This is a genomic window from Neptuniibacter sp. QD57_21, assembly GCF_047778075.1.
GTDB lineage: Bacteria > Pseudomonadota > Gammaproteobacteria > Pseudomonadales > Balneatricaceae > Neptuniibacter.
This window is the reverse complement of sequence record NZ_CP180549.1, coordinates 2,542,360-2,568,612: the sequence shown is the minus strand read 5'-3', so window position 1 is coordinate 2,568,612 and position 26,253 is coordinate 2,542,360. Positions and strand designations below refer to the sequence as shown.

Annotated in this window: 22 protein-coding genes and 5 tRNA genes; 15 read left to right on the top strand and 12 right to left on the bottom strand. The window is 43.5% G+C overall.

The genetic code is table 11. The annotated features are described in order from the left end of the window. Positions 1–3: 3 nt before the first annotated feature. Positions 4–156 (bottom strand): DUF2986 domain-containing protein, encoded by a 153-nt coding sequence (locus ACMXYS_RS11490; protein ID WP_415881763.1) that lies wholly within the window; start codon positions 154–156, stop codon positions 4–6. A 311-nt stretch (positions 157–467) separates the two neighbouring features. On the opposite strand from ACMXYS_RS11490, the gene ACMXYS_RS11485 reads away from it, so the two are divergent. Continuing rightward, positions 468–1,175, top strand: coding sequence for a DUF445 domain-containing protein (locus ACMXYS_RS11485; RefSeq protein WP_415881762.1), 708 nt, complete (start codon positions 468–470; stop codon positions 1,173–1,175). Positions 1,176–1,270: 95 nt separating this feature from the next. Then, entirely contained in the window at positions 1,271–2,701 is a 1,431-nt protein-coding gene (locus ACMXYS_RS11480; protein WP_415896582.1) for an aldehyde dehydrogenase family protein, read from the top strand. A 37-nt stretch (positions 2,702–2,738) separates the two neighbouring features. On the opposite strand, the gene ACMXYS_RS11475 is transcribed toward ACMXYS_RS11480, so the two are convergent. Continuing rightward, entirely contained in the window at positions 2,739–4,328 is a 1,590-nt protein-coding gene (locus ACMXYS_RS11475; RefSeq protein ID WP_415896581.1) for a diguanylate cyclase domain-containing protein, read from the bottom strand. Positions 4,329–4,462: 134 nt separating this feature from the next. Between ACMXYS_RS11475 and ACMXYS_RS11470 the strand changes: the two genes are divergently transcribed. Beyond that, positions 4,463–5,143, top strand: coding sequence for an SAM-dependent methyltransferase (locus tag ACMXYS_RS11470; RefSeq protein WP_415896580.1), 681 nt, complete (start codon positions 4,463–4,465; stop codon positions 5,141–5,143). 63 nt (positions 5,144–5,206) lie between these two features. Here ACMXYS_RS11470 and pyrC read toward each other — a convergent pair whose 3' ends face one another. Beyond that, entirely contained in the window at positions 5,207–6,235 is a 1,029-nt protein-coding gene (gene pyrC / locus ACMXYS_RS11465) for a dihydroorotase (RefSeq protein ID WP_415896579.1), read from the bottom strand. A gap of 254 nt (positions 6,236–6,489) precedes the next feature. On the opposite strand from pyrC, the gene ACMXYS_RS11460 reads away from it, so the two are divergent. Continuing rightward, positions 6,490–8,424: a diguanylate cyclase domain-containing protein gene (locus tag ACMXYS_RS11460; RefSeq protein ID WP_415881757.1), complete on the top strand. Its 1,935-nt coding sequence runs from the start codon at positions 6,490–6,492 to the stop codon at positions 8,422–8,424. A 52-nt stretch (positions 8,425–8,476) separates the two neighbouring features. Here ACMXYS_RS11460 and ACMXYS_RS11455 read toward each other — a convergent pair whose 3' ends face one another. Further along, a complete protein-coding gene (locus ACMXYS_RS11455; RefSeq protein ID WP_415881756.1) occupies positions 8,477–8,803 on the bottom strand; it encodes a hypothetical protein in 327 nt (108 codons plus the stop codon). A 186-nt stretch (positions 8,804–8,989) separates the two neighbouring features. On the opposite strand from ACMXYS_RS11455, the gene ACMXYS_RS11450 reads away from it, so the two are divergent. The 8 genes from ACMXYS_RS11450 (at position 8,990) to ACMXYS_RS11415 (ending at position 18,184) form a co-directional block, all read left to right on the top strand. Then, positions 8,990–11,803: an EAL domain-containing protein gene (locus ACMXYS_RS11450; RefSeq protein ID WP_415896578.1), complete on the top strand. Its 2,814-nt coding sequence runs from the start codon at positions 8,990–8,992 to the stop codon at positions 11,801–11,803. Between the two features lie 90 nt (positions 11,804–11,893). Beyond that, on the top strand, positions 11,894–13,906 hold the full coding sequence (gene dnaX / locus ACMXYS_RS11445) for a DNA polymerase III subunit gamma/tau (RefSeq protein WP_415896577.1): 2,013 nt from the start codon (positions 11,894–11,896) through the stop codon (positions 13,904–13,906). A 12-nt stretch (positions 13,907–13,918) separates the two neighbouring features. Continuing rightward, complete coding sequence (locus ACMXYS_RS11440) at positions 13,919–14,245, top strand: YbaB/EbfC family nucleoid-associated protein (protein ID WP_415881753.1); 327 nt, start codon at positions 13,919–13,921, stop codon at positions 14,243–14,245. A 3-nt stretch (positions 14,246–14,248) separates the two neighbouring features. Further along, complete coding sequence (gene recR / locus ACMXYS_RS11435) at positions 14,249–14,848, top strand: recombination mediator RecR (RefSeq protein ID WP_415896576.1); 600 nt, start codon at positions 14,249–14,251, stop codon at positions 14,846–14,848. Positions 14,849–14,863: 15 nt separating this feature from the next. Next, complete coding sequence (rnd, locus tag ACMXYS_RS11430) at positions 14,864–16,048, top strand: ribonuclease D (protein WP_415896575.1); 1,185 nt, start codon at positions 14,864–14,866, stop codon at positions 16,046–16,048. A gap of 3 nt (positions 16,049–16,051) precedes the next feature. Next, positions 16,052–16,339 carry a YcgL domain-containing protein gene (locus ACMXYS_RS11425; RefSeq protein ID WP_415896574.1) on the top strand — a complete coding sequence of 96 codons (288 nt, stop codon included), beginning with the start codon at positions 16,052–16,054 and terminating at the stop codon, positions 16,337–16,339. Then, positions 16,340–16,780, top strand: coding sequence for a YcgN family cysteine cluster protein (locus ACMXYS_RS11420; protein ID WP_415881749.1), 441 nt, complete (start codon positions 16,340–16,342; stop codon positions 16,778–16,780). 99 nt (positions 16,781–16,879) lie between these two features. Beyond that, entirely contained in the window at positions 16,880–18,184 is a 1,305-nt protein-coding gene (locus ACMXYS_RS11415; protein WP_415896573.1) for a diguanylate cyclase domain-containing protein, read from the top strand. A 67-nt stretch (positions 18,185–18,251) separates the two neighbouring features. Here the strand turns inward: ACMXYS_RS11415 and rpsA are convergent, their stop codons facing one another. From rpsA to ACMXYS_RS11400, 3 genes are all read right to left on the bottom strand, one after another. Beyond that, on the bottom strand, positions 18,252–19,931 hold the full coding sequence (rpsA, locus tag ACMXYS_RS11410; protein WP_415881747.1) for a 30S ribosomal protein S1: 1,680 nt from the start codon (positions 19,929–19,931) through the stop codon (positions 18,252–18,254). Positions 19,932–20,134: 203 nt separating this feature from the next. Beyond that, positions 20,135–20,914, bottom strand: coding sequence for a hypothetical protein (locus tag ACMXYS_RS11405; protein ID WP_415896572.1), 780 nt, complete (start codon positions 20,912–20,914; stop codon positions 20,135–20,137). Between the two features lie 75 nt (positions 20,915–20,989). Continuing rightward, positions 20,990–23,080: a carboxy terminal-processing peptidase gene (locus ACMXYS_RS11400; protein WP_415896571.1), complete on the bottom strand. Its 2,091-nt coding sequence runs from the start codon at positions 23,078–23,080 to the stop codon at positions 20,990–20,992. A gap of 153 nt (positions 23,081–23,233) precedes the next feature. Between ACMXYS_RS11400 and ACMXYS_RS11395 the strand changes: the two genes are divergently transcribed. The 3 genes from ACMXYS_RS11395 to ACMXYS_RS11385 all read left to right on the top strand — a co-directional run bounded on the left by ACMXYS_RS11395 (position 23,234) and on the right by ACMXYS_RS11385 (position 25,321). Beyond that, positions 23,234–23,755, top strand: a complete 522-nt coding sequence (locus ACMXYS_RS11395; protein ID WP_415896570.1) for an FKBP-type peptidyl-prolyl cis-trans isomerase — start codon at positions 23,234–23,236, stop codon at positions 23,753–23,755. Positions 23,756–23,763: 8 nt separating this feature from the next. Next, the gene (locus ACMXYS_RS11390; protein ID WP_415896569.1) at positions 23,764–25,047 is read left to right on the top strand and encodes a M18 family aminopeptidase; all 1,284 of its coding nucleotides are present in this window, start codon (positions 23,764–23,766) and stop codon (positions 25,045–25,047) included. Positions 25,048–25,144: 97 nt separating this feature from the next. Then, the gene (locus ACMXYS_RS11385) at positions 25,145–25,321 is read left to right on the top strand and encodes a DUF6435 family protein (protein WP_415896568.1); all 177 of its coding nucleotides are present in this window, start codon (positions 25,145–25,147) and stop codon (positions 25,319–25,321) included. 296 nt (positions 25,322–25,617) lie between these two features. On the opposite strand, the gene ACMXYS_RS11380 is transcribed toward ACMXYS_RS11385, so the two are convergent. From ACMXYS_RS11380 to ACMXYS_RS11360, 5 genes are all read right to left on the bottom strand, one after another. Next, positions 25,618–25,694, bottom strand: a tRNA-Pro gene (locus ACMXYS_RS11380). A gap of 43 nt (positions 25,695–25,737) precedes the next feature. Beyond that, a tRNA-Pro gene (locus ACMXYS_RS11375) sits at positions 25,738–25,814 on the bottom strand. A gap of 43 nt (positions 25,815–25,857) precedes the next feature. Then, positions 25,858–25,934, bottom strand: a tRNA-Pro gene (locus tag ACMXYS_RS11370). A gap of 6 nt (positions 25,935–25,940) precedes the next feature. Then, positions 25,941–26,016: transfer RNA gene (locus tag ACMXYS_RS11365), tRNA-Asn, on the bottom strand. A 22-nt stretch (positions 26,017–26,038) separates the two neighbouring features. Next, positions 26,039–26,114 (bottom strand) — tRNA-Asn (locus ACMXYS_RS11360). Positions 26,115–26,253: the final 139 nt, after the last annotated feature.

Here is a 26,253-nt window from a genome sequence, read left to right as displayed (position 1 = left end):
GGTTTAAACCTCTGAAGGAGTTTCAGAGGTTTCTTCAAGCCGTGCTCTATCTGCTTTAGATACGTAGCGCGGTTTGTTGTTTTTGGGCGCTAATTTAGCCTTAGCTTGTTTTAGTCGCTTGGTGTGGATCTGCTTAATTTTTTTCTTACGGTTCATGCTTTAGCTCGGCTACTTAAAAATTACAGTGATTATAACTGAAAATGGCTTCGATAATGTCAGGGAACTTGAAAAGGTCTCGACATTTCACTGCGCTGGCTTTCGCGTATCTGGTCGTTTTATAACCCACTGAGAAAGTATGAGACTTATTCGTAGTTTCCCTAGTGCTACGCATAATGATGTGGCAATTTGAGATCCCACTCTTAATATAAAACTGGCATCATGCACTAATTGATCTAAGGTTTTAGTGCTTTAAAACCGCTCCTTAGCCTTATATGATCGCCAAAAAATATTTCTTGAGATGAATACCGATGAATAAAAGCCTTCTAACGAATCTGCTTGCCTTTATTGCATTTACGGCAGGTCTTATTACAGATGATCGTGTGTTATTGACCGTTGGCTTGTTTGCTCTATCCGGCGCGTTAACCAACTGGTTAGCGGTACATATGTTGTTTGAGAAAGTTCCAGGGCTTTATGGCTCAGGAGTGATCCCTGCGCGTTTCCAAGATTTTAAGCGTGGCATCAAAACATTAATGATGGAGCAGTTTTTTACTGAAGAGAACATTGAGCGTTTTCTAAGTGCAGATAATGGTAAGCAGCCTGATCTACATTTAGCGCCGGTAATTGAAAAAGTCGATTTCGCACCGACTTTTGATTCGCTGATTGAGGTTATCCAAAACTCTCCATTTGGGGGCATGCTCGCCATGGTGGGTGGCACCGATGCGCTTGAGCCTTTAAGAGAGCCATTTGTGGAAAAAATGAAAAGCTCAATTGAAGAGATGACACGTGATGAAAACTTTATCACTTTATTAAAAGACGAACTTGAAAGCCCTGATGTTATGGCTGAGATGCAAGAAAAGGTTGAAGTCATTGTTCAGCAGCGATTAGATGAACTAACGCCTAGTTTGGTCAAAGAGATTGTACAGCAGATGATTCGCGAACATTTAGGTTGGCTGGTTGTCTGGGGTGGTGTCTTTGGTGGTTTGATCGGTTTTATCGCAGCGATTATCGGTGTGTAATGCTTCTATGAGAAAAGCCGCAAACGCGGCTTTTTTTGTGTCTGCTTCGGCATGAATGGTCTATGTTTGAGAGACGATAGAAAGGATAGAGAGATATGAATGATTTAAAAAAATTCTATATTAATGGTGAATGGATTAAGTCATCTGGCAATGACGTCTTGGATGTTTTTAATCCGGCGACCAATGAGGTTGTCTCTCAAATTAGCCTTGGCAATAATGATGATGTCGATCTCGCTGTTGACGCAGCTGTTGCTGCCTTTGCATCTTTCTCGCAAACCTCCAAAGAAGAAAGAATCGCGCTTTTACAGCGTATTATTACTGAATATGAAAAGCGTGCCGAAGCACTTGTCGAGGCGACTACTGAAGAGATGGGCGCGCCATTAGGTTTATCTCGCCAAGCTCAAGTGCCGGCTGGGTTAGGACATTTAAAGGCGGCTTTAAGTCTGCTTAAAAAGCATGATTTCACTGAGGTCATTGGGTCGACCCGTATCGTTAAAGAACCGATTGGTGTTTGCGGTCTTATTACGCCTTGGAATTGGCCGTTAAATCAAATTACCTGCAAAGTTGCTCCAGCTATTGCAGCAGGTTGTACAGTTGTACTAAAACCTAGTGAGATCGCCCCGCGCACAGCGCATATCTTTGCAGACATTATGCATGCAGCTGGTGTTCCTTCGGGCGTATTCAATTTAATTGATGGTACGGGACCAGCTGTAGGTGCTGCGCTGAGTGCTCACCCTAAGATCGATATGATCTCATTTACGGGATCTACAGAAGCAGGCAAACAAGTCTCTATTGCTGCAGCTGAAAACTTGAAGAAGGTCTCTTTAGAGTTGGGCGGAAAGTCCGCTGCCATTGTTCTGGATGATGCTGATTTCTCTAAAGTTATTTCTCGTTGTGTAAGAGCGGTGATGGGTAACTCGGGCCAGTCTTGTAATGCTCAAACACGCTTATTAGTTCCAGAATCTCGTTTGAATGAGACTATTGAAATCGCCCAAAAAGCAGCGGATTCAATTGTTGTAGGTGATCCGCAATCAGAAGAAACAGTGATGGGGCCGGTGGTATCAGAATTACAATGGCAGCGCGTACAAGCTTTGATTCAAAAGGGCGTGGATGAAGGTGCTGAACTTGTTGCTGGTGGTATTGGTTTACCTGAAGGTTGTTCGTTAGGCTGTTATGTAAAGCCGACGGTATTCGCAGGCGTTACGCCTGATATGACCATTGCTCAAGAAGAGATATTTGGGCCGGTGGTTAGCATCATGACTTATCGCTCTGAAGAAGAGGCGGTAGCAATCGCTAATGACAGTATTTATGGCCTTTCCGGTGGTGTCTACTCAAGTGATTTGGCGCGAGCAAAATCAATCGCGGTTCAAATGAGAACCGGTATGGTTCATCTCAATGGTGCGCCGGTTGATATCAAAGCGCCATTTGGTGGTTATAAGCAATCGGGCAACGGTCGAGAGTGGGGACTGTACGGGATTGAAGAGTTTATGGAAACGAAGGCTATTCTAGGGGATCTGCCCGTTTAGTGATTGGAATATCTATAGCTTTCTAGGCAATACCTATTTACTCAGAGCTACAAACGATGCAATTCTTGCTGGCTTTCTTTGCGTTGTACATGGCGATGTCTGCATCATGGATAATTTGGTCTAGATCACGTGTGTCGGGTTTAGACTGAGCTACACCAATACTCGCTTGAATGCTGACTTTATATTCGCCAAATGCAAAGGGATTGCGCGTATAGGTTAATAGCTCTTCTGCAGTCTCTTTAGCGCTCTCTTTGCTGTTGGTATCAAGAAGCACGATAAATTCATCGCCTCCGTAGCGAGCGATGTTGTCGTTTTCACCCAAATTGGATCGTAACCTTTCTCCGAATGCTTTGAGTAAACGATCGCCCATCTGGTGACCGTATTGGTCATTGATCGGTTTAAACCCATCTAGGTCTATAAAGAGTAGGGTGAATGGTTCATTTCGATGAATACGTTTTTGAGCATCTGCACGGATAGCAATTCGATTCGGCAGGCCTGTGACTAAATCATGGGATGCTAAGTGGCGTGCTTGTTTTTCCGCTTTGTGTAGCTTCTCTGTGCGTTCAATGACGCGTTTTTCTAGCTCTTTTTGGCCGCGATCTACCTCTTCAGCCATAGTATTGAAGCTAGTCACTAAGGTATCTATCTCGATACTGGTTAAAGAGTCATCTTTTTTGAATGGGAGAGGGTATTGGTGATGCGAAAGATCCTCTGTCATCTTGATCAGTCGTTTAACCGGTTTCACAACTATGCCTGAAATCCACCAACTTAATAATGCCACGATGATAAAACAGAGAGCGGCTATTAAGTGGGTCACCTGTTTTAAATCTTTAAGTTTTGATTCCAACTCCGATGTTGGTTGTGGAATCATTACTCCCCAACCTGTGGTTGGTACGGTCGCAAAACCAGCGATCATGTCGGCATTCATCGCAGGAGAATAAAATTGTGCTACTCCAGACTCTCCTCGCATCATTTGCTTGATGATGCTGATTTTGGCTATGTTCTTTCCTGCTTGTTCCCAGGACGGGTTAGGGTGAGCGATCACGGAGCCAAATTGATCAACTATTGCTGCATGCCCTTTATCGCCAAAGCTAATAGATTTCTGAATGTTGTAAAGGTAGTTTGGGTTAATAGCCGCAATCCAGATATTAGATTTGGGGCCTACAGACGTAAGATAGATGGTAGGTGGAGCGTTTTCTGAGATGAAAATTTTAGAGAATTGAATCTCTGGTTTTATCTCTGCTGGTATCATTTCTATTTCAGATAATGATGGCGGTACTAAAACTGCTTGACCGTAGTATCTTTCGATTAGGTCTCCTGAAGAATCATATTGTGCAAAAGCGAGTATGTTGAGCTGTTCCATCAAAGAGATCTGTTCTGGATGGAAGTGAAGGTTTTGCGCGAGTTGAGCACTTGTGTCATACACCGCTTTTACATCGAGGGCATAACGATCTAGTGCAGCGGTTGTGTTGTGCGCAAGTAAAAGATGCTTTTCATGAACAGCAGCAAACTCTTTCTCTAGTGCATTTTGAATCGTCCAATAGGAAAATAGGGCGATAGGAACTACGGAAACGCACAGCATAGCCGTCAATAGGATGAATCTTAGGGGGAATCTTAACGGGTTCATAAATGCGTTTACCTGCGGACGCTTTTACTACAACAAACACTACTATAGATAGTTGTTGATTTTTCGCTAAAAGACAATGGTAGAATCTATTTTTTGTTTGAAAAAATAGATTTTTATATCGGGAAATATAGAGTTTGAGTCTTTCACCTCGTTTGAATTCAATATTGGAAATGATTGATGGTCAATATGACCATATTTGGGATTGTTGCTGTGACCATGGTTATTTAGGTCAGGCTATTTTGCAGGCAAAGCCTGAGGCTAAAGTACACTTTTTGGATGTAGTGGAATCCATTACCAACAAACTTGAAAAGCATTTAGCTGGTAGCGATTATTCAATTGAACGCTGGCAAGTTCATTGTGAAGATCTTCAACAGCTCCGTTTGGCTCTTCCCGAAAATGCTACGAATATTCAGCATCGTCATCTACTCATTATTGCCGGTGTAGGTGGTGACCTGACGCTAGATATGGTTCAGGCCGTCTTGCAAAATAATCCTAATTGCGACATCGACTTTCTTATCTGTCCAGTACGACAACTTCATAAAGTACGTAGTGGTGTAAAGGCATTAGGTTTGGGGTTGGTTAACGAGAAGATTGTTAAAGATGGAGGGCGCTATTATGAAGCGATCCATCTGTCTACGTTAAGTGATGTTGAGATTCCTGCAGTTGGCGGATTGATGTGGGATCTAGCGAAAGACGATCATCAAGAGTACTTAAGACAGAATATCAGTCATTATCAGCGTATGCAGGCCCAAGGGAATGAGGGTGTGAGAAAAATTCTAGCAGAATATATGAGTTTACAAGAACTATCAGTTTGACGATGATCTTAGGGAGCTAAGATAGGCCCCCTAAGATATATAACCTGTTGATTGAATGTCAGGTTATTTTACTTTCCACGCAATTTGCTCGCCTGCGCGAATAGGAACTACATTATCTTCACCCAGAGGATAAGTTGCTGGCACATTCCAGCTTTCTTTAGCCAAGGTGATGGTATCTGTATTACGTGGCAGACCGTAGAAGTCTGGGCCATTCAAACTTGCGAACGCTTCTAGCTTATCCAGCGCGCCAGCCGCTTCAAATGTTTCAGCGTACAATTCAATCGCAGCGTGAGCTGTGTAGGAACCTGCACAACCACACGCAGCTTCTTTAGCGTGTTTCATGTGAGGCGCTGAATCTGTTCCTAAGAAGAACTTTTTGCTGCCAGAAGTCGCAGCTTTAATTAGTGCGTCTTGGTGAATATTACGTTTCAGGATCGGCAAGCAGTAATAATGTGGGCGGATACCGCCAGCCAACATGTGGTTACGGTTGTAAAGTAGGTGGTGAGCTGTAATGGTGGCAGCAACATTATCCCCAGCCGATTCAACGAACTCGGCAGCATCTTTAGTTGTGATGTGCTCAAGTACGATTTTTAAGTTAGGGAAGTCATTTACCACATCTTTCAAAATCGTTTCGATGAAGATCTTTTCACGATCGAAGATATCAATATCGCCATCTGTTACTTCACCATGAATCAAAAGCAACATACCTGCTTCTTGCATAGCTTCTAGAACAGGGTAAATGTTTTTAACGGACGTAACGCCTGAATCGGAATTTGTGGTAGCACCAGCAGGGTAAAGTTTAGCTGCGTAAACCTTGCCTGTATCCTTCGCTTTTTTGATGTCAGCAGGGTCAGTGTTATCTGTGAGATATAACACCATTAAAGGATCGAAGTTGCCTTGCGGCTGTTGATCCATGATGCGTTGACGGTAGCTAAGCGCTTCTTCTGTGTTGGTTACAGGTGGAACTAGGTTCGGCATGATGATAGCGCGTCCCATGTAGCGGCTTACATCACGGACAGTGTCTTTAAGCTGTACACCGTCACGTAGGTGAATATGCCAATCATCAGGGCGTGTAATCGTAAGAGAGGTCATTTGGGAAGCACCAATTATCTATCAGGTTAAAACTTATCTTCTAATTATCCCACGGATTGCTTGGAAAAGCTTTTAAACCTTGCGATCAAATCGATTTTTTGGTTTATGTAACTAGGGTTAACTCTTGTTGAATAAAACATCAAAAAAATAAGGGTTTTTAAGTACTAGAGAGTAATTTTACGTTCATTTAGATTGTATTAATATTGAACGGCTTTTCATTCTAATTACTATAAAAAATGCGTTAACGGTTTGCTATGAAGTACAAAACCAAAATAATTTTGGCCGTCATTATTCTCGGTCTAGCCTTTCTTGCAGCATTGTCTGTGCTGACTTTCAATCTACTTAGAACGACAGCTACGGAGGAAGTAGAGCAAAGGGTTCAGATAGTTAACACCTTTTTAGGTGTGACCTTGTTGCCAGAGCTTAATACGCTCCATCGTAATGGCTTGACCTATAAAGCCAATGAATTAATGCAAACCCGTTCATTGGAGTATTTGCAGATTAATGATCAGAGTGGTTCGCCATTAGTGTCTCTTGGCGACCATAGTCTTGCCCATTCTCATGGTTTAGCTGCTTTATGGAGTGGTAATGTCATTGATCAGCAATTATTTCTTCAAGGTGATGATGGGGCATTTTATGAAATTCATTATGGTCTTCCTGCAGAAAGAACTAATTTTCTTGTTCGGGGTGCTAGCTATCAACTACTAGGTTTAGCTTTTTTGGAAATTCTTCTAATGGTTCTTGGCGCACATTTAGCGCTTAGAGTCATTTCTAAACAGCTTTCCCATCTACGAGAAGCGAGTACACAAATAGCAGCAGGAAATTTTAACTTTCGTGTATCTGAGGAATCCTGTGGAGAGTTGATAGAGACTGCTCAGGCTTTCAATATTATGGGAGCTCGGTTGGAACAATATGAGAAAGATAAAAACGGTGAAAACTTGCACCTTAAGGAATTATCGCAAGCTGTAGAACAGAGCCCTGTTGCTGTGGTGATGACGGACAGCGACGGCGTGATTACTTATGCTAACCCTTGCTTTTACCGAACATCCGGTTACAGCAAAGAAGAGGTGATTGGTCAAAACCCGAAATTTCTACAGTCTGGGGAAACAGATAAAGAGGATTACATTGACCTTTGGCAAACCATCACCAGCGGTAAAAGCTGGAAAGGAGAGCTTTGTAATCGTCGTAAAGATGGCAGCCTTTATTGGGATAAAACTTCAATATCACCAGTAAGTTCTGAAAATGGAGAGGTGACTCACTATATCTCTGTGAAGGAAGATGTGACTGCTTATAAAAAAATTGAAGAGCGGATGCGAGTCGCTACGACGGTATTTGATGCTGCATCTGAAGCGATCATGGTGACAGATCTAAATGGGGCTATCACGATGGTGAATCCAGCTTTTTATGAGATTACCGGTTATCAATCGAAAGAGGTGCTAGGGCAAAGCCCACGAGTACTCAACTCCGGCCACCATGATGAATCTTTCTATAAGTCGATGTTTGAAGAGCTGCAAAAAAATAATCGCTGGGAAGGTGAGATCTGGAACCGCAGGAAATCTGGAGAGGTTTATCCACAATGGCAAACCATCGCGATGGTTCGTGATGAAGATGGAGAACCATTGGAATATATTGCTTTGTTTACTGATATTAGTAAGCGTAAAGAGCAAGAAGACGAAATCCGTTTTAGGGCTAATTATGATGCGCTAACCCGTTTGCCAAATCGTAGTTTATTTAATGAGCGATTAACCCAGGCCTTGGTTCAAGCAAAAAGGGAAGGGGCAATACTAGCTTTGCTATATCTGGATTTGGATGGTTTTAAAGAGATTAATGATACTCATGGCCATTTGGCAGGTGATAAAGCGCTACAGCAGATTTCACAGCGTTTAACTGAATGTGTAAGAGAATCTGATTGTGTAGCTAGGTTAGGAGGTGATGAGTTTGTTGTTTTCCTATCTGGATTAGAATTTAAATATGATGCGGAAGTGGTTGCTAAGAAAATTATTAATTCTGTGCAGCAACCGTTTGCCTATGAAGATGTGGTTTTGCAGATGGGCGTGAGTATTGGTATCTCGATCTATCCAGATGATCAATTACCAGAAAAACTTTTTGAGCATGCAGATGCAGCGATGTATGAAGCTAAACGCGCCGGAAAGAATACATTCCGTTATTACAGTATAGATTTTGATTAGAACGTTAGGAAGGATAGGAGGGGCGACTGGAGCGCTTGTTTAGCTTAATAAGTTATTCGTCTAACCAGACTGTTCTAACGGGTTCACCAAAGTCATCGTAAATTATCTTTTTGCGAGGTTTCCCACGTTTAGGCTTAGCTGAGGTTGTAGCTTTGTTCTTGCGGCGGGCATCAATAGTAGCTAATAAACCGTGGACGGGAGTTCGTTCTTGCGGTTTAGCGTGCTCAAAGTTGGATTTATGATGAGTGTAGCGACCGTCCACTAATCCAGACTCCCCCATCTCAACCTGTTTAATTTCCCCTCCTTTTTCCAGAAACCGCGATACCTCAGCATTGAGCTGATCGCGAAGTTCCGCTTTGCTTGGGGATTTCTTAAACATAGTCTTGACCATGGTCTAGGGATTGTATGATTTTAAACCTAATTAGGGGTGCTTGCGAGGATAGTTTTAGCTTATCCTTATTTATAATTACTCATTATGTTGTAAATAAGGTTATGACTTGCTGACTAGGGAATATCTAGTGAGCTATGTTAAGCCGGTAAGTATACAGATAACAAAAGCTTTCTTATGCGACTATCTTTACCGTTACGCTTTTCCATTCCGGTCATTATTGTGTTGGTTACAGCACTGATAATCCCAAGTTGTCTTTTCTTTGTAGCCCCTATTATTGAGAGGCAGCATCAGACTTTGCTTCAAAATGAAGCACAAAATGTTACTAAGCGGCTTAAAGGTACACTGACTTACTTGTTAGAAAGGGGGGATGCAAATGGTGTAAACAGGGAATTTCGCCAGAACCTTCAGTCAGAGCAGGTGAGTAAAGTATTGGTAGTGGATTCGGCTAACCAAATTCGTTTTTCATCTCATAGTGAAGATCTAGGCAAAACGGTTAGCCGGCGTGTCGATGTGCATTTAGATCTTAATACCATTATTCAAGTCCGAGAAAGGCGGTTGCATCAGCATGCCTATTTTGACAAGGAAAATGTTCTCTATTCTTTGATCCCAATAACTATTCCGGTGTTTGGCTCGCAACAACAAGAGCTAGAGCAAGGGGTTATGATTCTTGCTTTAAGTGATAAAGAAGTGAATGAGGCTATTAGCAAGCAACTCACTGTCTTGGTTACTGCGCTTTCTATTGCCATGTTGTTCTTAGCTCTGATTTTAATGTTTGCTATCAACCGGATGGTCACTTCTCGAGTGCAGCGGTTGGTGTCGGCAAGTAGATCATTTTCACAAGGTCAAATGACCGCTTTTGATGATCAGATCGGAAATGATGAATTGGGGGCGCTTGGGTCTGCGTTTAGTGAGATGGCAAAGCAGATCTCCTCGATACATGCTCAGCTAGAAGCTAACGTTGATCTGTTAGATGAGTTGTTGGAAAACTCGCCATCGATGATCGTGATTCGAGATGCTGAAGGCCAATATTTAAGGGCAAACCCCGCTTATCTAAAATTTGCAGGTTTAGCTTCAGTGGATGAGCTACAAGGTGACGACTCTGAGAAGGGATTACCGGCTGACGTGATTCGTGCCTCGCGAGACGGCGATACTCAAGTTATTCAGTCGAAGCAGCATTATAGCTGGGAGTTAACTTACGAGTGCGATAGACAGTATAAGTCCCTATACAGTGAATGTTTTCCTCTGTTTGATGATGGACAGTTATATGCGGTGTGCACGATCACAACTGATATGAGCGATAGAGCTGAAAAAGATAAAGCTTTACGTTTGGCCCAATATATTTTTGAAACCACGAATGATGGCATTATTGTCACGGACAAGCATAACCGGATTGTAGAAGCCAATTCAGCATTTGAAAGGGTTACTGGGTACAGTAAAGAAGAGGTGATTGGTCAGGCTCCGAATATCCTTAACTCCCATAAACAACCTACATCGTTCTATGAAGCAATGTGGAAAGAGTTGGAAGAGAGAGGGTTATGGTCTGGGGAAATCTGGAACCGAAAGAAAGATGGCCAAATCTATCCGGAGTGGCTCACGGTCAAAGCAATTAAAGATGAGCAAGATAGTGTTACCGGTTACTTTGGAGTATTTACGGATATTTCGGAGCAAAAGAAAACCGAGGCTTCTCTACGCAACCTTGCTTACTATGATTCCTTGACCAATCTCGCGAATCGGACTTTCTGTAAAGAACGCTTAGCCCATGATATGGAGCTCTCCAACAGACATAAAGAATCTTTGGCTTTGGTGTTTATTGACTTGGATTTCTTTAAACATGTGAATGATTCTATGGGCCATGAATATGGTGATCAGCTACTTGTAGAGGCGGCGAATCGAATTAGAGAAAAAGTTCGAAGTTCCGATACGGTTGTTCGTTGGGGAGGGGACGAATTTATCCTCATTCTTCCAGGTATCTTTCAGGCAAATATGGCTTTGGTTATAGCGAACAATGTTCTAGAAGAACTAAAGCGTCCATTCAGGTTAAAAAACAGTGATGTCTTTATTGGGGCCAGTATAGGTATTGCCATGTACCCTCATGACGCTGATAGTGCAGAAACCTTGATTCAGCATGCTGATGCTGCGATGTATAGCGCTAAGAATCGAGGGCGCGACCAAGTATGTTTCTTTGATTCGGAACTGAATCGTAAGAATCTACAACAGATACAAATGAAATCTGATATCCGTGCTGCTATTGATGCTGAATCTTTTGAAATGTATTACCAAGCGAAAGTATGTCTCACCTCAAGAAAAGTGATTGGCTTGGAAGCGTTGCTTCGTTGGACTGATTTTGATGGCAGTAGCATTTCTCCAGCAGAATTTATTCCTGTAGCTGAAAGTAGCGGATTAATCCTGCCTTTGGGTAATTGGGTTTTTGCGACAGTATTCAAGCAGGTTGACCAGTGGGTCAAACAGGGGTTGCTGCAAGAGGGGGAAAGGGTCTCTATCAACTTATCGCCACGCCAGCTAGCAAGTCCTGATTTGGTTGGTGAATTGAGTAAACAATTAGATCAATACCCCCTAATTGAAGGGTATTTGAGCGTAGAAATTACCGAAACAGCGGTTATTGAGAATATAGATCGAGTTTTACCTGTTCTTGAAGCTATTCGAGAGAAAGGGGTTGCGATCGAATTGGATGACTTTGGAAGCGGGTATTCCTCTCTGAACTACCTGCGTCGCTTGCCGGTTGATGTGTTGAAAGTTGATAAAGCATTTACTGCAGAATTAGGCTGTAACAAGTCAGAGAAAGCGATCATGGCTACGATCATTTCAATGGCGCATACATTAGGTATGAAAGTGGTTGCTGAGGGCGTTGAAACTGATGAACAGCTAGCGATTTTAACTGAATTGAAGTGCGATACGGCTCAGGGTTTCTATTTCTCTAAACCGGTTCCAATTACAGAGACAGAAGCGATCTTAGAAACAGGTTTGTGACGGGAAGTGCATAAGGTTTCACTGGTACAAGTCGCTCTCAAGAGGTAGCATAGAGCCAATATTTTTAGACGATATAAGTAGCAAAAGTAGATGAGTTATCAGGTTCTAGCGCGTAAATGGCGTCCTGCTAAATTTCAGGAGATGGTAGGGCAAGAGCACGTGCTTAAAGCACTGGTTAATGCGTTGGATGATGATCGTTTACATCATGCCTACCTCTTTACCGGTACCCGTGGTGTCGGTAAAACATCGATTGCTCGATTATTTGCCAAATCTCTCAACTGCGAACAGGGTGTGTCTTCAACGCCTTGTGGTCAATGTTCTGCTTGTAAAGAGATCGCCGAAGGGCGTTTTGTTGATCTTATTGAAGTTGATGCGGCTTCGCGCACGAAAGTAGAAGATACGCGTGAGCTGATGGAAAACGTGCAATATGCACCGACCCATGGGCGCTACAAAGTGTACCTGATAGACGAGGTGCACATGCTTTCTACTCACTCGTTTAACGCGCTACTTAAAACTCTGGAGGAGCCACCTCCGCATGTTAAATTCCTATTAGCAACAACTGATCCTCAGAAGCTGCCGATCACAATTTTATCTCGTTGCTTGCAGTTCAATCTTAAAAACTTGATTCCTGAAAGAATCGTGAACCATCTGCGAACAGTTCTGACAGCAGAGCAGATTCAGTTTGAAGAGCCAGCATTATGGTTGTTAGCGAGATCTGCAGACGGCTCTATGCGTGATGCGATGAGTTTGACCGATCAGGCGATCGCTTTTGGAGCTGGGCAGATTGGTGAAGCAGATGTTCGCGCCATGCTGGGCACAATTGATCAGCGTTTGGTCTATCAGATGTTGTTCTGCTTAGCTGCATCAGACGCTAAAGGCCTAATGGCGGCAGTGACTGATTTGGCTCAGTTTTCACCTGACTATAATACGGTTCTAGGTGATTTGATCGGCGTATTGCACCGTATCGCGATGGCGCAAACGATCCCTGATGCTGTGGATAACAGCATGGGAGATAAAGATCAGATAATTGAACTTGCTAGCAAATTAACGGCTGAAGACGTACAGCTCTATTACCAAGTTGCTTTGATGGGGCGTAAGGACCTTCCTTTCGTTCCTGATCCACGCGAAGGTTTGGAAATGGTATTGCTGAGAATGCTGGCATTTCGTCCTGCTGGTGCTCAGCCGCGCCAAGTTGAGGTTGCATCAAGTTTGCCTCAACAAGTAAGTCAGACCACTACTGCTTCTGTAACTGCGGAAGTGCCTCCGCCTGTAGCTGAATCGATCCAACCCGCTCCTGTCGCACAGACACCAGTTGCTCAAACTGCACCTGCGCCTCAATCTGCGCCAATGCAACCGGCTCCAGCGCAGATGGATAGTCAACCTCCAGCAGTAGAATCTCCACCGCCGTATGAGCCGCCAGTATCAGATGTTCCTCCATTGGGGCAGGCAAGTCCGATGGCGCCAGTGGCGGAGGTAAGCCCTGCAAAAAAGCCTGAAGCGCTAAATAACCAAGGAGATGAACCGCCTCCTTGGGATATGGATGATGTAGGTGGTTTTGATGAGCAAGAGCCAACTCACGTATCAGCAACTAATGCTTATTCTGAAATGGAAGCAACTGCGGTTGCGCAAGCTCCTCAGGCAGAAGTAACAGAAGAGATAGGTGAGATCTCTAAAACACGTGTTGAGGTTGTAGAGTGTTCGCGTAATTTAGCGGAAGTCTCCCTGCCTGACTGGGTACATATTAGTCGTAGCCTTGGTCTAAGTGGCATGACCGAAAGTTTAGCGACTCATCTCTCTTTGGAACAAATATCGTCTGAATCGATGGTTTTACATTACACCAAAGAGCAGAAGACGATGCTGAACGAAGTACAGTGTCAGCGTATTTCGGATGCACTGAATAGTTATTTTAATAACCCTGTTCAGGTTGAGTTTTTACAAGCTGAACAGCAGCAGGAAACGCCTGCACAATTTATAAATCGTAAACGAGAAGAGCGTCATCTATTAGCTGTTGAATCTATTCGTAACGATAGTACGGTACAATTACTACAAGAGCATTTTGATGCACGGATTGAACTCTCGTCCGTGGTTCCCATCGATAATTAATTGAGGATATACATGATGAAAGGCGGTATGGGTAACCTGATGAAACAGGCCCAAAAAATGCAGGAGAACCTGCAAAAAGCACAAGAGCAAATCGCACTTGCAGAGCAAACTGGTGAGTCTGGTGCGGGTCTTGTGAAAGTTGTAATGAACGGTCGTCACGACGTTAAAAGCATCAATATTGATGACAGCTTGATGGAAGAAGACAAAGAGATTTTAGAAGATTTGATCGCTGCGGCGGTAAATGATGCAGTGCGTAAAATCGAATCTTACACTCAAGAGAAAATGTCTGAAGTGACCGGTGGTATGGGAATGCCTCCTGGTTTCAATATGCCGTTCTAATCGATGTCATTCAGTCCATTAATTCAGCAGTTAATAAACGCTTTACGTTGTTTGCCTGGAGTTGGTCCTAAATCGGCACAGCGTATGGCTTTTCATCTGCTTGAGCGTGATTCTGAAGGAGCATTATCTCTGTCTGCTGCGCTTGAAAAAGCGGTTGCTGAGATCGGTCATTGCAGTGAATGTCGCACTTTATCTGAGCAGGATGTCTGTGATATTTGCCAATCAGAAACGAGAGATAAGCATCTACTGTGCGTACTCGAGTCGCCGGTAGATGTGTTGGCGGTTGAACAGACGGGTGGGTATAACGGTCGTTATTTTGTACTTTCTGGGCATCTGTCGCCTATCGATGGCATAGGTCCTGAAGATCTGGGTATTGATCTTCTTTTAGAGAAGGTTAGATCGAGCGACATCCGAGAATTAATCCTTGCGACCAATCCAACGGTAGAAGGCGAAGCAACGGCCCATTTTATTGCTGCTCAAGTTAAGGGGTTGGATGTTAAAGTCTCTCGAATCGCTCATGGTGTACCTGTAGGTGGCGAATTAGAGTTCGTAGACGGTGGCACGTTAGCTCATGCAATAGCAGGAAGACGTTCTCTGCTTTGAGGTAAGAATCTCCAGATGACAGAATATAGTTGGAAAAAGCTAGAAGTATCAGCAAGAACACCTGTCTGGATTCGTTCAGAAGATGCGCTAGTTGAGTGTTGCAATAAATGGCGTGCGCTTCCAGTCATTGCACTAGATACAGAGTTTCAGCGAGTTGAAACGTTTTATCCTATCCCTGGGCTTATTCAAGTTGCTGATGATCAATGCTGCTACTTGATTGATCCTCTAGAGATTGAAGATTTTAGTGCGTTGGCTGATCTCTTTGCTGACCGTTCAGTTGTAAAGCTCATGCATGCTGCAAATGAAGATCTAGAACTATTTCTAAAAATGTTTGGTGTACTGCCTACGCCGTTATTTGATACGCAATTAGGTGGTGCTGTACTCAATTGGGGATTCTCATTGGGCCTTCAAAGAATGCTTGAGCAAAAGCTAGGTATTCAATTAGCGAAACATGAGACTACTTCTAATTGGCTGCAGCGCCCTCTGACTGCAAGTCAAGAGTTATATGCAGCGCTAGATGTGGCGTACCTTCCTGCAATATACTTGATGCAAAAATCAGAGCTGGAAGCTTTAGACCGTTATCATTGGGCTGAGCAGGAAAATGAGGCGCTTTTAGCTGAGGCGCTGGTGGATGATGTCGAGGGCTATGGTTATTACCGTCGCTTCACCCAAATGTGGAACCTGCCGGAGCACAAAATGGCAGCATTACGTGATCTGACTGCATGGCGTGAGCAGATTGCGAGAAAACGCGATGTTCCACGTAACAGAATCCTTAGAAATCAGGCTTTGTTGCAAATAGTGGAAAAATGGCCGCGTAGTTTATCTGAGTTATCGCGGCTAGATGAAGTGAAAAAGCGTATACTTCGTACTGACGGCGAAGCGATTTTAGGCTTTTTAAAGTCTGGACAGGAAAGTGCGGCTAAAAACAGCCCTGCACCTATTCCTAAGCCGCTACACTTCTTTTGGAACAAACACATTAAGAAGCTGAAAGCGATTGCTCGTCGTGTGGCTGAAGAACAGAACGTCGCTCCTGAAATTTTACTGCGAAGAAAAGAATTAGAGCTACTTATTCGTTCAGGGGTTGATGAGGGTGAGTATCGCTTACCTGAAAAAATTACGGCTTGGAGGCAGGAGCTTCTTGCGTCTCAATTGTTAGCCGAATTGCAAAAGATTGAAAAATTAAGAACTGAAGGTGCTTAACCGATGAAAATATGCTCTGTTTACCTGAGCCCGCGTAAAGATGAGATGTATCTTTATGTAGATAAGCGAGATCAACTGAGTAAAGTGCCGGAAGCGCTATTAGAAATGTTTGGTTCGCCAAAGCATGTGATGGATATTCCTTTAACGGCTGATCGTGAGTTGGCTAGGGTTGATACCGAAAAGGTGTTGTCTGATCTAGATGAGAAGGGGTATTTCTTGCAAATGCCGCCGCCAAAAGATGACTATATGCTTGATCTTCATAAAGATCGCCCGGAAACTGGTGTTCGCTAAGTGGTAGCTCAAGAAGTATTTTGGCGCAGTAAAAGCCTACAGGATATGAGTTCTTCGGAGTGGGAATCTCTTTGTGATGGCTGTGCGCTTTGTTGTCTCCACAAGCTGGAAGATGAAGATACAAAAGAGGTTTTTTATACCTCTGTTGTTTGTCATCTTCTAGATTTTGATACCTGTCGTTGCACAAAATATGAGGAGCGTTGCTCTTTAGTGCCTGATTGCGTCAAGCTTACTCCGAAGGATGTTGATGACTTTCATTGGCTTCCGCCGACCTGTTCTTACCGCTTAATTCATGAAGGTAAAGATCTTCCTGAATGGCACCCTTTATTGTCTGGGCGCCAAGAAACGGTGATTGAATCAGGAGCCTCGGTGCTAACTTGGTACGAAGTAAAAGATAATGAAATTTCTGAGGAAGAATTCGAAGATTATATTCTCGAATAGATGAAAAGCGCCTAGGGCGCTTTTTTTATGCCTAATATCTAATTTGCTGTTAGTGTTTTCCTAACTTAAAGTTGTATCTAGTAGTTGGAGATAATAGCTTTGAGCATTTCTGATCAATTTAATCATCTGCCTATCTTAGATAATTTCGATGCAATTTCTGCGTTCGATTTTGTGCCTGATGTTATTTGGATTTTTGATCTAGATCGACATGGCTTTTGGTGGGGAAATGAGCGCGCACTCGAATTTTGGGGGCTGCCAACTGTTCAGGATTTGATTGATAAAGACCTATCGGCTGATACAGAAGGTGCTCGTAAGCGGACCGAGCAAACATTCTATAAAGCAGCGGCTCAAGGGATGACAGTTGACCCTTGGACAACTTATCCAAACGGTAAACCTAAAACGCTCTTGATGCGACATAAAGCAGTGCTGCTTGGTCCTGAAAAGCACCGTGGCATTATTGCGTTTATTAGTGAGCAGGTTGATCTGGGTGAGCAGCCAGAGCATCTCATCTTTTCTGAAGCGATCCGTTATACATCAGTTGCTGTTACTAGTTTTGATATGAGCGGTACGCCGATGTTTGAAAATCCAGCCGCAGCAGAATTATATGGCTTTGTTGATGCTCAGAATAATGATGCTTCTGTGTTTGTGTGCCGATTTCACGACGTTAAAGAAGGGCTTGAGCTTCTTGAGCAGGGCCGACAGCATCAAGATGGGCAGTCAGAACACTTGATGGTAACGAGTAAAGGCGTGCGCCGACATGTTGTGGATCTCCGTACGAGCCGTCATCCATTGACGGGCGATTACCTCCTTTTGGTGTCTGAATATGATGTTACAGAGCTACATAATGCACTTCAACAGACAGAAAAGGCCAAGGCAAGGTTGGATAAGCTCGCTCATTATGATGCTTTAACTGGGCTGCCTAGCCTGCGTTTGTGTCGTGATCGTATGACTAAGGTTATTGCGCAGGCGCAGCGAGAAGGAGCTTCAGCTGCGATAATGTTTGTAGACCTCGATGGTTTTAAAGCTGTTAATGATAGTTTTGGTCATGATGCGGGTGATCAAGTGTTGGTTGAATCTGGGAAGCGTTTGGTTCATCAAGTGCGCGCAGTGGATACGGTGGGTCGTATCGGAGGTGATGAATTTATTATCTTAATGTCAGGGATAAAGTCTGCTAAAGATGCTGAAGTCGTTGCATCCAAGATTATTGCTGTGATGAATGAGCCGTTTTCGATCGCTGATATGAATGGCAAGGAACAAGAGGCCTGTATTGGTGTAAGTGTAGGGATTTCGCTTTTAGAGGAAGGGGCGTTGAATAAAAATGCTGAGGTGCTTCTGAAGGAAGCTGATCATGCAATGTATAAAGTGAAGCGCAGTGGTAAGCGTGGATATAGATTTGCTAGCTAGGTTTATTTAACGAAAACAAAAAAGCCGCAATCAATGATTGCGGCTTTTTAGCTTCAACAAGAAGTGATTACTTCTGGTTGTCTAGCTGAGCTTTGATCAGGTCACCAATTGTAGTTGGGCCAGATACTTCAACTTCAGCGTTGCGTACAGCAGAGATTGCTGCTTTCTCTTCAGCCTGTTCTTTTGCTTTGATAGACAGGTTGATAACGCGGTTGCGACGATCAAGAGTGATGATCTTAGCTTCTACTTCTTCACCAACGTTAAGAACAGTAGATGCATCTTCAACGCGATCTACAGAGATCTCAGATACTTTCAGAGTACCTTCGATACCTTCAGCTAGCTCGATAACAGCTGCTTTAGCGTCTACAGAAGTAACTTTACCAGTTACGATAGCGCCTTTGTCGTTAGCTGCAGCGAATTCAGCGAATGGATCGCTTTCAAGCTGTTTGATACCAAGAGAGATACGCTCTTTCTCTGCATCGATAGAAAGGATAACGGCTTCAACTTCTTCGCCTTTCTTGAACTGGCGTAGAGCTGCTTCAGCATCGGCTTCCCAAGTGATGTCAGACATGTGAACAAGACCGTCAAGCTCGTCCTGTAGGCCAACGAAGATACCGAAGTCAGTGATAGTTTTGATAGTACCAGTAACTTTGTCGTTCGCAGCAAACTGCTCAGCGAAAGTAACCCATGGGTTAGCTGTGCACTGTTTGATGCCTAGAGAAATACGACGACGCTCTTCGTCTACGTCAAGGATCATAACTTCTAGCTCATCACCGATCTGAACAACTTTAGATGGGTGGATGTTCTTGTTAGTCCAAGACATTTCAGAAACGTGTACCAGACCTTCTACGCCGTCTTCGATAGATGCGAAGCAGCCGTAATCAGTAAGGTTAGTGATGCGTGCCTTGCACTTAGCACCAGCTGGGTAACGTTCTTTGATAAGAGACCATGGGTCTTGAGAAAGCTGCTTAAGACCTAGAGAGATACGACCAGATTCTTTGTCGAACTTGATGATCTTAACAGTGATCTCATCGCCTGGGTTTAGCATCTCTGATGGGTGAGAGATACGCTTCCAAGCCATGTCAGTGATGTGTAGAAGACCGTCAACACCGCCAAGATCGATGAATGCACCGTAGTTAGTAAGGTTCTTAACGAAGCCTTTAACTTCTTGACCTTCTTCTAGAGTAGCTAGTAGCTCATCACGCTGAGCGCTGTTAGCTTCTTGAAGAACTGCGCGGCGAGAAACAACGATGTTGTTACGCTTAGGATCAAGCTTGATTAGTTTGAATTCAAGCTCTTTGCCTTCTAGGTGATCAACGTCACGTACAGGGCGAACGTCTACCAAAGAACCTGGTAGGAAGCCTTGAATGTTGTTGATGCTAACTGTGAAGCCGCCTTTAACTTTGCCGCTGATGTAACCTTTAACAGTTTCTTCAGCTTCAAATTTAGTCTGTAGAACTTCCCAAGCTTCAGCGCGTTTCGCTTTTTCACGAGATAGACGAGTTTCACCGAAACCATCTTCAACCGCTTCTAGTGCAACTTTAACGTCGTCACCGATTTTGATCTCAAGTTCGTTAGCATCGTTAAGGAACTGAGAACGCGGGATGATTGCTTCAGATTTTAGACCAGCATGTACAGTAACCCAGTCGCTGTCGATATCAACAACTTCACCAATTACCAATTTACCTGGAGTCATGTCTAGTGATTGAAGGGATTCTTCAAACAGATCAGCAAAGCTTTCGCTCATTGAATATGTCCTATGTAAGGGCTGTAGTATCTCTAAAAGAGATAGAGATTGGATAACAGCACTTTCAGCCTGTAAAACCGGATTCACAGGGTCAGTTTAATATATATGAAAGGGACGTTTTGACCGGAATAGCGCCCAATTCAATAGAAAATGAGCGCACATTATACAGTAATTTGTACGGGAATACAGGTCTTTTACTTAGATTAGAAGGGTTTGTCGTAATCTGCTAAGCGCTGATAAAGGGCTGTTTGGCAGGGTTTGATCACTGTGCTCAAATCGTTTTTAAGATCAGAGGTTAATTTGCTGCTGTCTTGTTTGCGGAAAAACTGGGTAATCAGTCGCTCTTCACGTGGGGAATTGGCCGCAATTTCAATACCGTCTCCAACGCAAAATGAATACTCTGGCATGTACTTCTTGACTAAGGATTCTCGTTCAAATTCTGAAAGAATCAAGCGTTTGCCTGCTATGAACTTTTTGTACTCGTTTCCGGCTGCTGCTGACATGGCTTCGATTTGCAGGTTAGAGAAGCGGCGCGCATCAGGCATATCAATTAAAATCTGTTTAAGTTGTTTTTCTACCGCTGCAATCTCCTCAACAATTGTTAGGGGAGCAAAATGTTCATTTAGCTTTTTGTATTGTTCAAGAGCTGCTATTTCAGCTTTAAGCCCTTCAATCTGTTTTTTATAAATTTCTTGCTCATCCAGAAGCTTCTCATTGTCGGCCATTAAGCCTTTGATAACTTTCTGCGTTGGGGTGAGTTTGTCTTGTGCGAAAGTGGCTGGAAGCTGCTTGGTACCGAGTTCGCCAGTTGTCTCGGTGTGCACATTGCTAGGTAGGACTGTGAAGCCAAATTTCTCTAAGTCCTTTAAGTTTTCTTTGTGCTGGCCTTGCATTTCGTTATAAGCAAAATAACCGCCGCCACCAAGAACGGCTAAAACAATTGGAATGATGATCAGTACTACAAGAAGCTTTCTGGTATTCATTGTTTACTGCTTTCCTATCTAGCGGGTGGCGGACGTTGTTATAGCTAGGCGGAGATTTACCTCCGCGCTGATAGTCTATTTCTGGTCGCTTTTTTGCGTCTCGTTAGCTGAGTATTGCAATTGCAGGAATGCAGTATCAAGAAGGATTCTCCCGCTTTCTACAAGCATTGCTTCTGCTTCTGGGTTGATAGGTCTGCCTTGAGCATCTTTCTCTCGCTCATCATCAAGCTCTGATAGCGATTTGATTGGCGGTAGTTGTTTTTTGCTGCGGCGACGGTTTTCCGCATTAACTTGCCATTCTTCCGCTTTTTCTCGTTCAGTTTTAAGTGCTGACTCTTGTAGAGGAATTAGGCTACTTTCCTTACGCACTTCGTTAAGATGTTCAACCTGTTCGCGCATGAAAATAAAGTCAGGATTTGCCAGGCTTCGTGACTGGTAGCGTGAGTTAATCTGAGTTAAAAATTGTTTCAGATTTGGGTAAACGCCATGAGGCGCGGATCGAACTTTATCCCAAGCTAGTGCTTGATCTAGTGCGCTTTCCCCAATAATTTCAGGATCATAAAGGGTAGGGAATGTGATATCGGGCATTACGCCTTTATTCTGGGTGCTGTCGCCAGAAATTCGATAAAACATAGCGTGTGTTAGTTTTAGTTGGCCGTGGTTAAGGGGTAGTAAGGTTTGAACTGTGCCTTTACCAAAGGTTTGGCCGCCAATAACGATGCCGCGGTTATAGTCTTGAATAGCGCCAGCGAAAATTTCTGAAGCAGAAGCGGACAGGCGATTCACTAGGACGGCCATTGGTCCACCGTAGGATACTTTGGGGTTTAGGTCTCTAAGAACTTCTACTCGCCCTGTAGAGTCTTTTACTTGAACGGTTGGGCCGCGTTGAATAAATAGGCCAACAGTGTCATTGGCTTCACGTAGGGAGCCGCCACCATTATTGCGAAGGTCTACAATTAGGCCATCAACATTTTCATCTTTGAGTTCTTGGACTAACTTTTCTACATCGCGGGAAGTGCTTTTATAGTCGTCGTCACCGCGCTGTAGTGCTGCAAAATCAATATAGAAGGCCGGTATCTCAATTACGCCAAGTTTGAATGGTTGGCCAAGGTGTTCAATTTCAAGTACGCGCTTTTGGGCAGATTGTTCTTCTAGTTTTACTTTATTACGAACAATTTTTACGATTTTGGAAGGTATGTCTTCGCGCTCAGAAGTCCTTACTTCTAGTCTAACCGTAGTTCCTTTAGGGCCTCGAATAAGTTGAACAACATCGTCCAATCTCCAGCCTACGACATCTTCGATATCGCCGTCTTCACCTTGGCCCACACCAATAATGCGGTCAGTAGCTTTTAGTTGGCCGGTCTTTTCAGCAGGGCCAGCGGGAACAAGTCTAACAATCTGTGTAAACTCGTTTTCGCTTTTTAATACAGCGCCAATCCCTTCAAGGGATAAGCTCATATTAATTTTGAAATTCTCGGATTTTCTTGGCGAAAAGTACTGAGTATGTGGGTCGTATTGCTTGGTGAAAGCGTTGGCAAACGATTGGAATACGTCTTCGCTATTCACTTGTAGGCTTCTTTTAAGCTGGTTTTTATAGCGTTTTATTAGGACTTCTCGTGCTTCTTCTTCAGTTTTGTCAGCTAAAAGAAGGTTAAGTAGAGCGCTCTTAAGTCGACGATCCCAAAGCGCATTCATCTCTTGTGTAGATTTAATCCAGGCGGCGTTTTCTCGATCAGTGTTTAGGCTCTCATCAATCGAGAAATCAAATATTTTGCCTTGTTCTAATTCATCAATAATGAATTCTAGTCGGCCTTCTATGCGTTCTTGATAGCGGTTAAAAATGAAATAAGCTGCGGTGAGTTCTCCGGAGCGGATTTGATCGTCTAGTACTAAGCGATATTTTTCAAACTCATCTATATCGCTTTTGTAAAAATAGCTGCGTGCAGGGTCGAGATCTTTAATATATTGATTAAAGATCTGTCCAGATAATGAATCATCCAAATTGACTCTGTTATAGTGGCCTAGTTTGAGCGATTCTGTAATTTCTAATAACGTTTGCTTATGCACCGGCTCGGATTTGAGCGGAGTTGCAAGTGCATTGGCAGTACTTGGAATTAGGAAGGATAACGCAGTAAACAACAGTGGCTTTAATAGCGATCTATGCATAATGTAAGTCTTAATTCGGCGCTCTGGATTTAACTATGACCCTAAAAAAGGGTTGTGAGTTCCCTATCACAGTTTGTTGAGTGTAGACATGCGCGGCACTGTTGTAAAATCAATTGCTTATAAAGAGTGTATGGATTTATTTGGTATTCGGTTATGAACATGAAAATCGTAGGTGTTACAGCTCTGGCGATTGCGCTAGGAATGGTAAGTGGTTGTGGTGAAGATCCTGAGGAAATGAAGTTTCGTCAAGCGTTAGTTGAGAAGGCGCTGAATGATGATGTAAGAAAGGAAGGCGTAGCATTTCTAGAATCCAATGCAAAAGAGCAAGACGTAAAAGTAACAGCGAGCGGTTTGCAATATAAAGTCATTAAAGCTGGTGAGGGTGTTAGTCCCAATATTACCGATACTGTAACTGTTCATTACGAAGGTAAGCGGGTGGATGGGCATGTATTTGATAGTTCTTATAAGCGTGGTGATCCTAGTGCCTTTCCGTTAAATCGAGTTATTCGCGGCTGGACTGAGGGTTTGGCTATGATGAATAAAGGGGCGATTTGGATGTTTTATATTAAGCCAGAGCTAGCGTATGGCGCGACAAGCCCAAGTGTTGATATTCCTGCGAACTCAACTTTGATATTTAAAGTTGAGTTGATCGATTTTAAAGCTTCTGAGAAATAGGATTTTAAATGACAGACTTAATTGCGGATTTACAGTTGTTCTTAGAAGCGTCTCCAACTCCGTATCATGCGGTAAAGGAGATGTCGCAGCGTTTGGCTGCAAATGGTTTTGTGGAGCTGCGCGAAGAGGAAAGTTGGCAGTTACAAGCGGGTGGAAAGTATTATGTCACTCGCAATGGCTCGTCCATCATTGCTTGGTCTTTACCTTGTGATGCTAATTTGGCGGAGTCTGGATTACGTATGGTGGGTGCGCATACTGATTCGCCTTGTCTAAAAGTGAAGCCAGTTCCTGAGCTGAACCGCCATGGCTATCAGCAGTTGGGAGTTGAGGTCTATGGTGGTGTGCTGTTAAATCCTTGGTTTGATCGTGATCTGTCTATGGCAGGGCGAGTTAGTTATAAATCTTTGAAGGGTGAGCGTTGTCAGGCATTAGTTAACTTTAAGGAGCCAATAGCGCTAATCCCTAGTTTAGCCATCCATCTAGATCGAGAGGCAAATAAAAGTAGAACAATCAATGCTCAAACCTATTTGCCAGTTATTTTAGGGCAAGGGGATAAAGAATTTAGCTTTAAGCAGATGCTTGCAGATAGATTATCTATCGAGGGTGTTGAGGATTTAGCTGAGATTCTTGATTATGAAATTTCGCTATACGATACGCAAAAGCCAGCATTGACAGGGCTAAACAAAGAGTATTTGTCATCTGCGAGACTGGATAATCTATTAAGTTGCTATATGGGGTTGGCTGCATTACTGCAATCTGATTTTGAGCAAGGGGCGCTTTTGGTCTGCAATGACCATGAAGAAGTAGGTAGTATGAGTTCTTCTGGTGCGCAAGGACCAATGTTGAGTCAGGTGCTGGAGCGATTGATGCCTGATGTCGAGGATAGGGTGCGGATGATAAGTCGCTCTATGATGATCTCGGCAGATAACGCTCATGGTATTCATCCTAATTTTGCGGATAAGCATGATGCAAACCATGGTCCATTAATAAATGAAGGGCCTGTGATTAAACTCAATGCCAATCAACGCTATGCCTCAAATAGTGAAACTAGTGCTATTTTTAGGGATCTTGCTCAGCAGGTGAATGTTCCAGTTCAGGCATTTGTTGTAAGAAGTGATATGGCGTGCGGTAGTACTATAGGGCCAATTACAGCTGCAGAGTTGGGTGTGAAAACACTGGATATTGGTGTTCCGCAATTTGCGATGCACTCTATTCGAGAAATGGCTGGCACTAAAGATGTTGTTGATTTGACGAAAGTGTTGGCCAAATTCTTCGAAGAGCCGGTCGTTTAATCATAAAGTTCATATTAGAACCGGCTACAGTGTTTGTGTGATCGGTTCACTTTCTCCTCTCGTAATATCTGTTTCTCTGAAATGTAAGGTGAAACAGATGTTCTCATTTTTAAAGCAGAATCCTGAAAAAATACTTAAGAAAGAATATAACGCTAAGCTTGAGCAGGCTATGAAAGCGCAGCGTAGTGGTGATATTGAAAAATATTCTTTTCTGACGCGTGAGACTGAAGGGGGGTATGAGTTTTTGAGGCAGGTTCAGGAAGAAAAATATTAGCTCAGAGTGAATGCTTTGGAAGTAATTGTTGGTATGTTTATTGTCGGACTATGATTGTATAAAGCTTGATGGTTATAAAGGAATTATTGCGGCGAAGTAAAGCAAGCAAATAATGATGGTATTAGCTTAGAAAGATGGTCGGAGTGGAGGGGGTATTTGCTATGCTCACCCTGCGGGTCGTCACTTCGTTCCGTTATCTCGCTACGCTCGGTTCGAACCCCTTCGGATGTTCTCATTTCTAAAAATAGCGCTAATGATTTGGTTTGTCATGATGAGCTAAATTGAGAATATTAAGATGGTCGGAGTGGAGGGATTCGAACCCCCGACCCTCTGGTCCCAAACCAGATGCGCTACCAAGCTGCGCTACACTCCGACGATTATACTTGATCAGATATACAGAAATTTCCCAAAGAAAGTGGTCGGAGTGGAGGGATTCGAACCCCCGACCCTCTGGTCCCAAACCAGATGCGCTACCAAGCTGCGCTACACTCCGACGATGATACCTGAGCAGGTATTTAGAAATTTGCCAATGAAAGTGGTCGGAGTGGAGGGATTCGAACCCCCGACCCTCTGGTCCCAAACCAGATGCGCTACCAAGCTGCGCTACACTCCGACTTAATGGCTCCCCGAGCTGGACTCGAACCAGCGACCAATAGATTAACAGTCTACTGCTCTACCAACTGAGCTATCGGGGATCATCAGCTGTACAGTCAAGGTTGGCTCCCTGAGCTGGACTCGAACCAGCGACCAATAGATTAACAGTCTACTGCTCTACCAACTGAGCTATCAGGGATTAGCCTTGAAAGTGCGGCGTATCTTAATGACCAAGGGGTGGGGCGTCAAGGGATTTTTTATAAAAAATTCAATGATTTTTAGGGTTGATTATAGCGTAAACAATTTTGGCTGAGATTAGTTCGAATTTTGTTCAGATG

Excerpts from the sequence above, each read along its gene's own strand:
- ACMXYS_RS11490 (WP_415881763.1), bottom strand. The coding sequence starts at position 156 with ATGAACCGTAAGAAAAAAATTAAGCAGATCCACACCAAGCGACTAAAA.
- ACMXYS_RS11485 (WP_415881762.1), top strand. The coding sequence starts at position 468 with ATGAATAAAAGCCTTCTAACGAATCTGCTTGCCTTTATTGCATTTACG.
- ACMXYS_RS11480 (WP_415896582.1), top strand. The coding sequence starts at position 1,271 with ATGAATGATTTAAAAAAATTCTATATTAATGGTGAATGGATTAAGTCA.
- ACMXYS_RS11475 (WP_415896581.1), bottom strand. The coding sequence starts at position 4,328 with ATGAACCCGTTAAGATTCCCCCTAAGATTCATCCTATTGACGGCTATG.
- pyrC (WP_415896579.1), bottom strand. The coding sequence starts at position 6,235 with ATGACCTCTCTTACGATTACACGCCCTGATGATTGGCATATTCACCTA.
- ACMXYS_RS11460 (WP_415881757.1), top strand. The coding sequence starts at position 6,490 with ATGAAGTACAAAACCAAAATAATTTTGGCCGTCATTATTCTCGGTCTA.
- ACMXYS_RS11455 (WP_415881756.1), bottom strand. The coding sequence starts at position 8,803 with ATGTTTAAGAAATCCCCAAGCAAAGCGGAACTTCGCGATCAGCTCAAT.
- ACMXYS_RS11450 (WP_415896578.1), top strand. The coding sequence starts at position 8,990 with ATGCGACTATCTTTACCGTTACGCTTTTCCATTCCGGTCATTATTGTG.
- dnaX (WP_415896577.1), top strand. The coding sequence starts at position 11,894 with ATGAGTTATCAGGTTCTAGCGCGTAAATGGCGTCCTGCTAAATTTCAG.
- ACMXYS_RS11440 (WP_415881753.1), top strand. The coding sequence starts at position 13,919 with ATGATGAAAGGCGGTATGGGTAACCTGATGAAACAGGCCCAAAAAATG.
- recR (WP_415896576.1), top strand. The coding sequence starts at position 14,249 with ATGTCATTCAGTCCATTAATTCAGCAGTTAATAAACGCTTTACGTTGT.
- rnd (WP_415896575.1), top strand. The coding sequence starts at position 14,864 with ATGACAGAATATAGTTGGAAAAAGCTAGAAGTATCAGCAAGAACACCT.
- ACMXYS_RS11425 (WP_415896574.1), top strand. The coding sequence starts at position 16,052 with ATGAAAATATGCTCTGTTTACCTGAGCCCGCGTAAAGATGAGATGTAT.
- rpsA (WP_415881747.1), bottom strand. The coding sequence starts at position 19,931 with ATGAGCGAAAGCTTTGCTGATCTGTTTGAAGAATCCCTTCAATCACTA.
- ACMXYS_RS11405 (WP_415896572.1), bottom strand. The coding sequence starts at position 20,914 with ATGAATACCAGAAAGCTTCTTGTAGTACTGATCATCATTCCAATTGTT.
- ACMXYS_RS11400 (WP_415896571.1), bottom strand. The coding sequence starts at position 23,080 with ATGCATAGATCGCTATTAAAGCCACTGTTGTTTACTGCGTTATCCTTC.
- ACMXYS_RS11395 (WP_415896570.1), top strand. The coding sequence starts at position 23,234 with ATGAACATGAAAATCGTAGGTGTTACAGCTCTGGCGATTGCGCTAGGA.
- ACMXYS_RS11390 (WP_415896569.1), top strand. The coding sequence starts at position 23,764 with ATGACAGACTTAATTGCGGATTTACAGTTGTTCTTAGAAGCGTCTCCA.
- ACMXYS_RS11385 (WP_415896568.1), top strand. The coding sequence starts at position 25,145 with ATGTTCTCATTTTTAAAGCAGAATCCTGAAAAAATACTTAAGAAAGAA.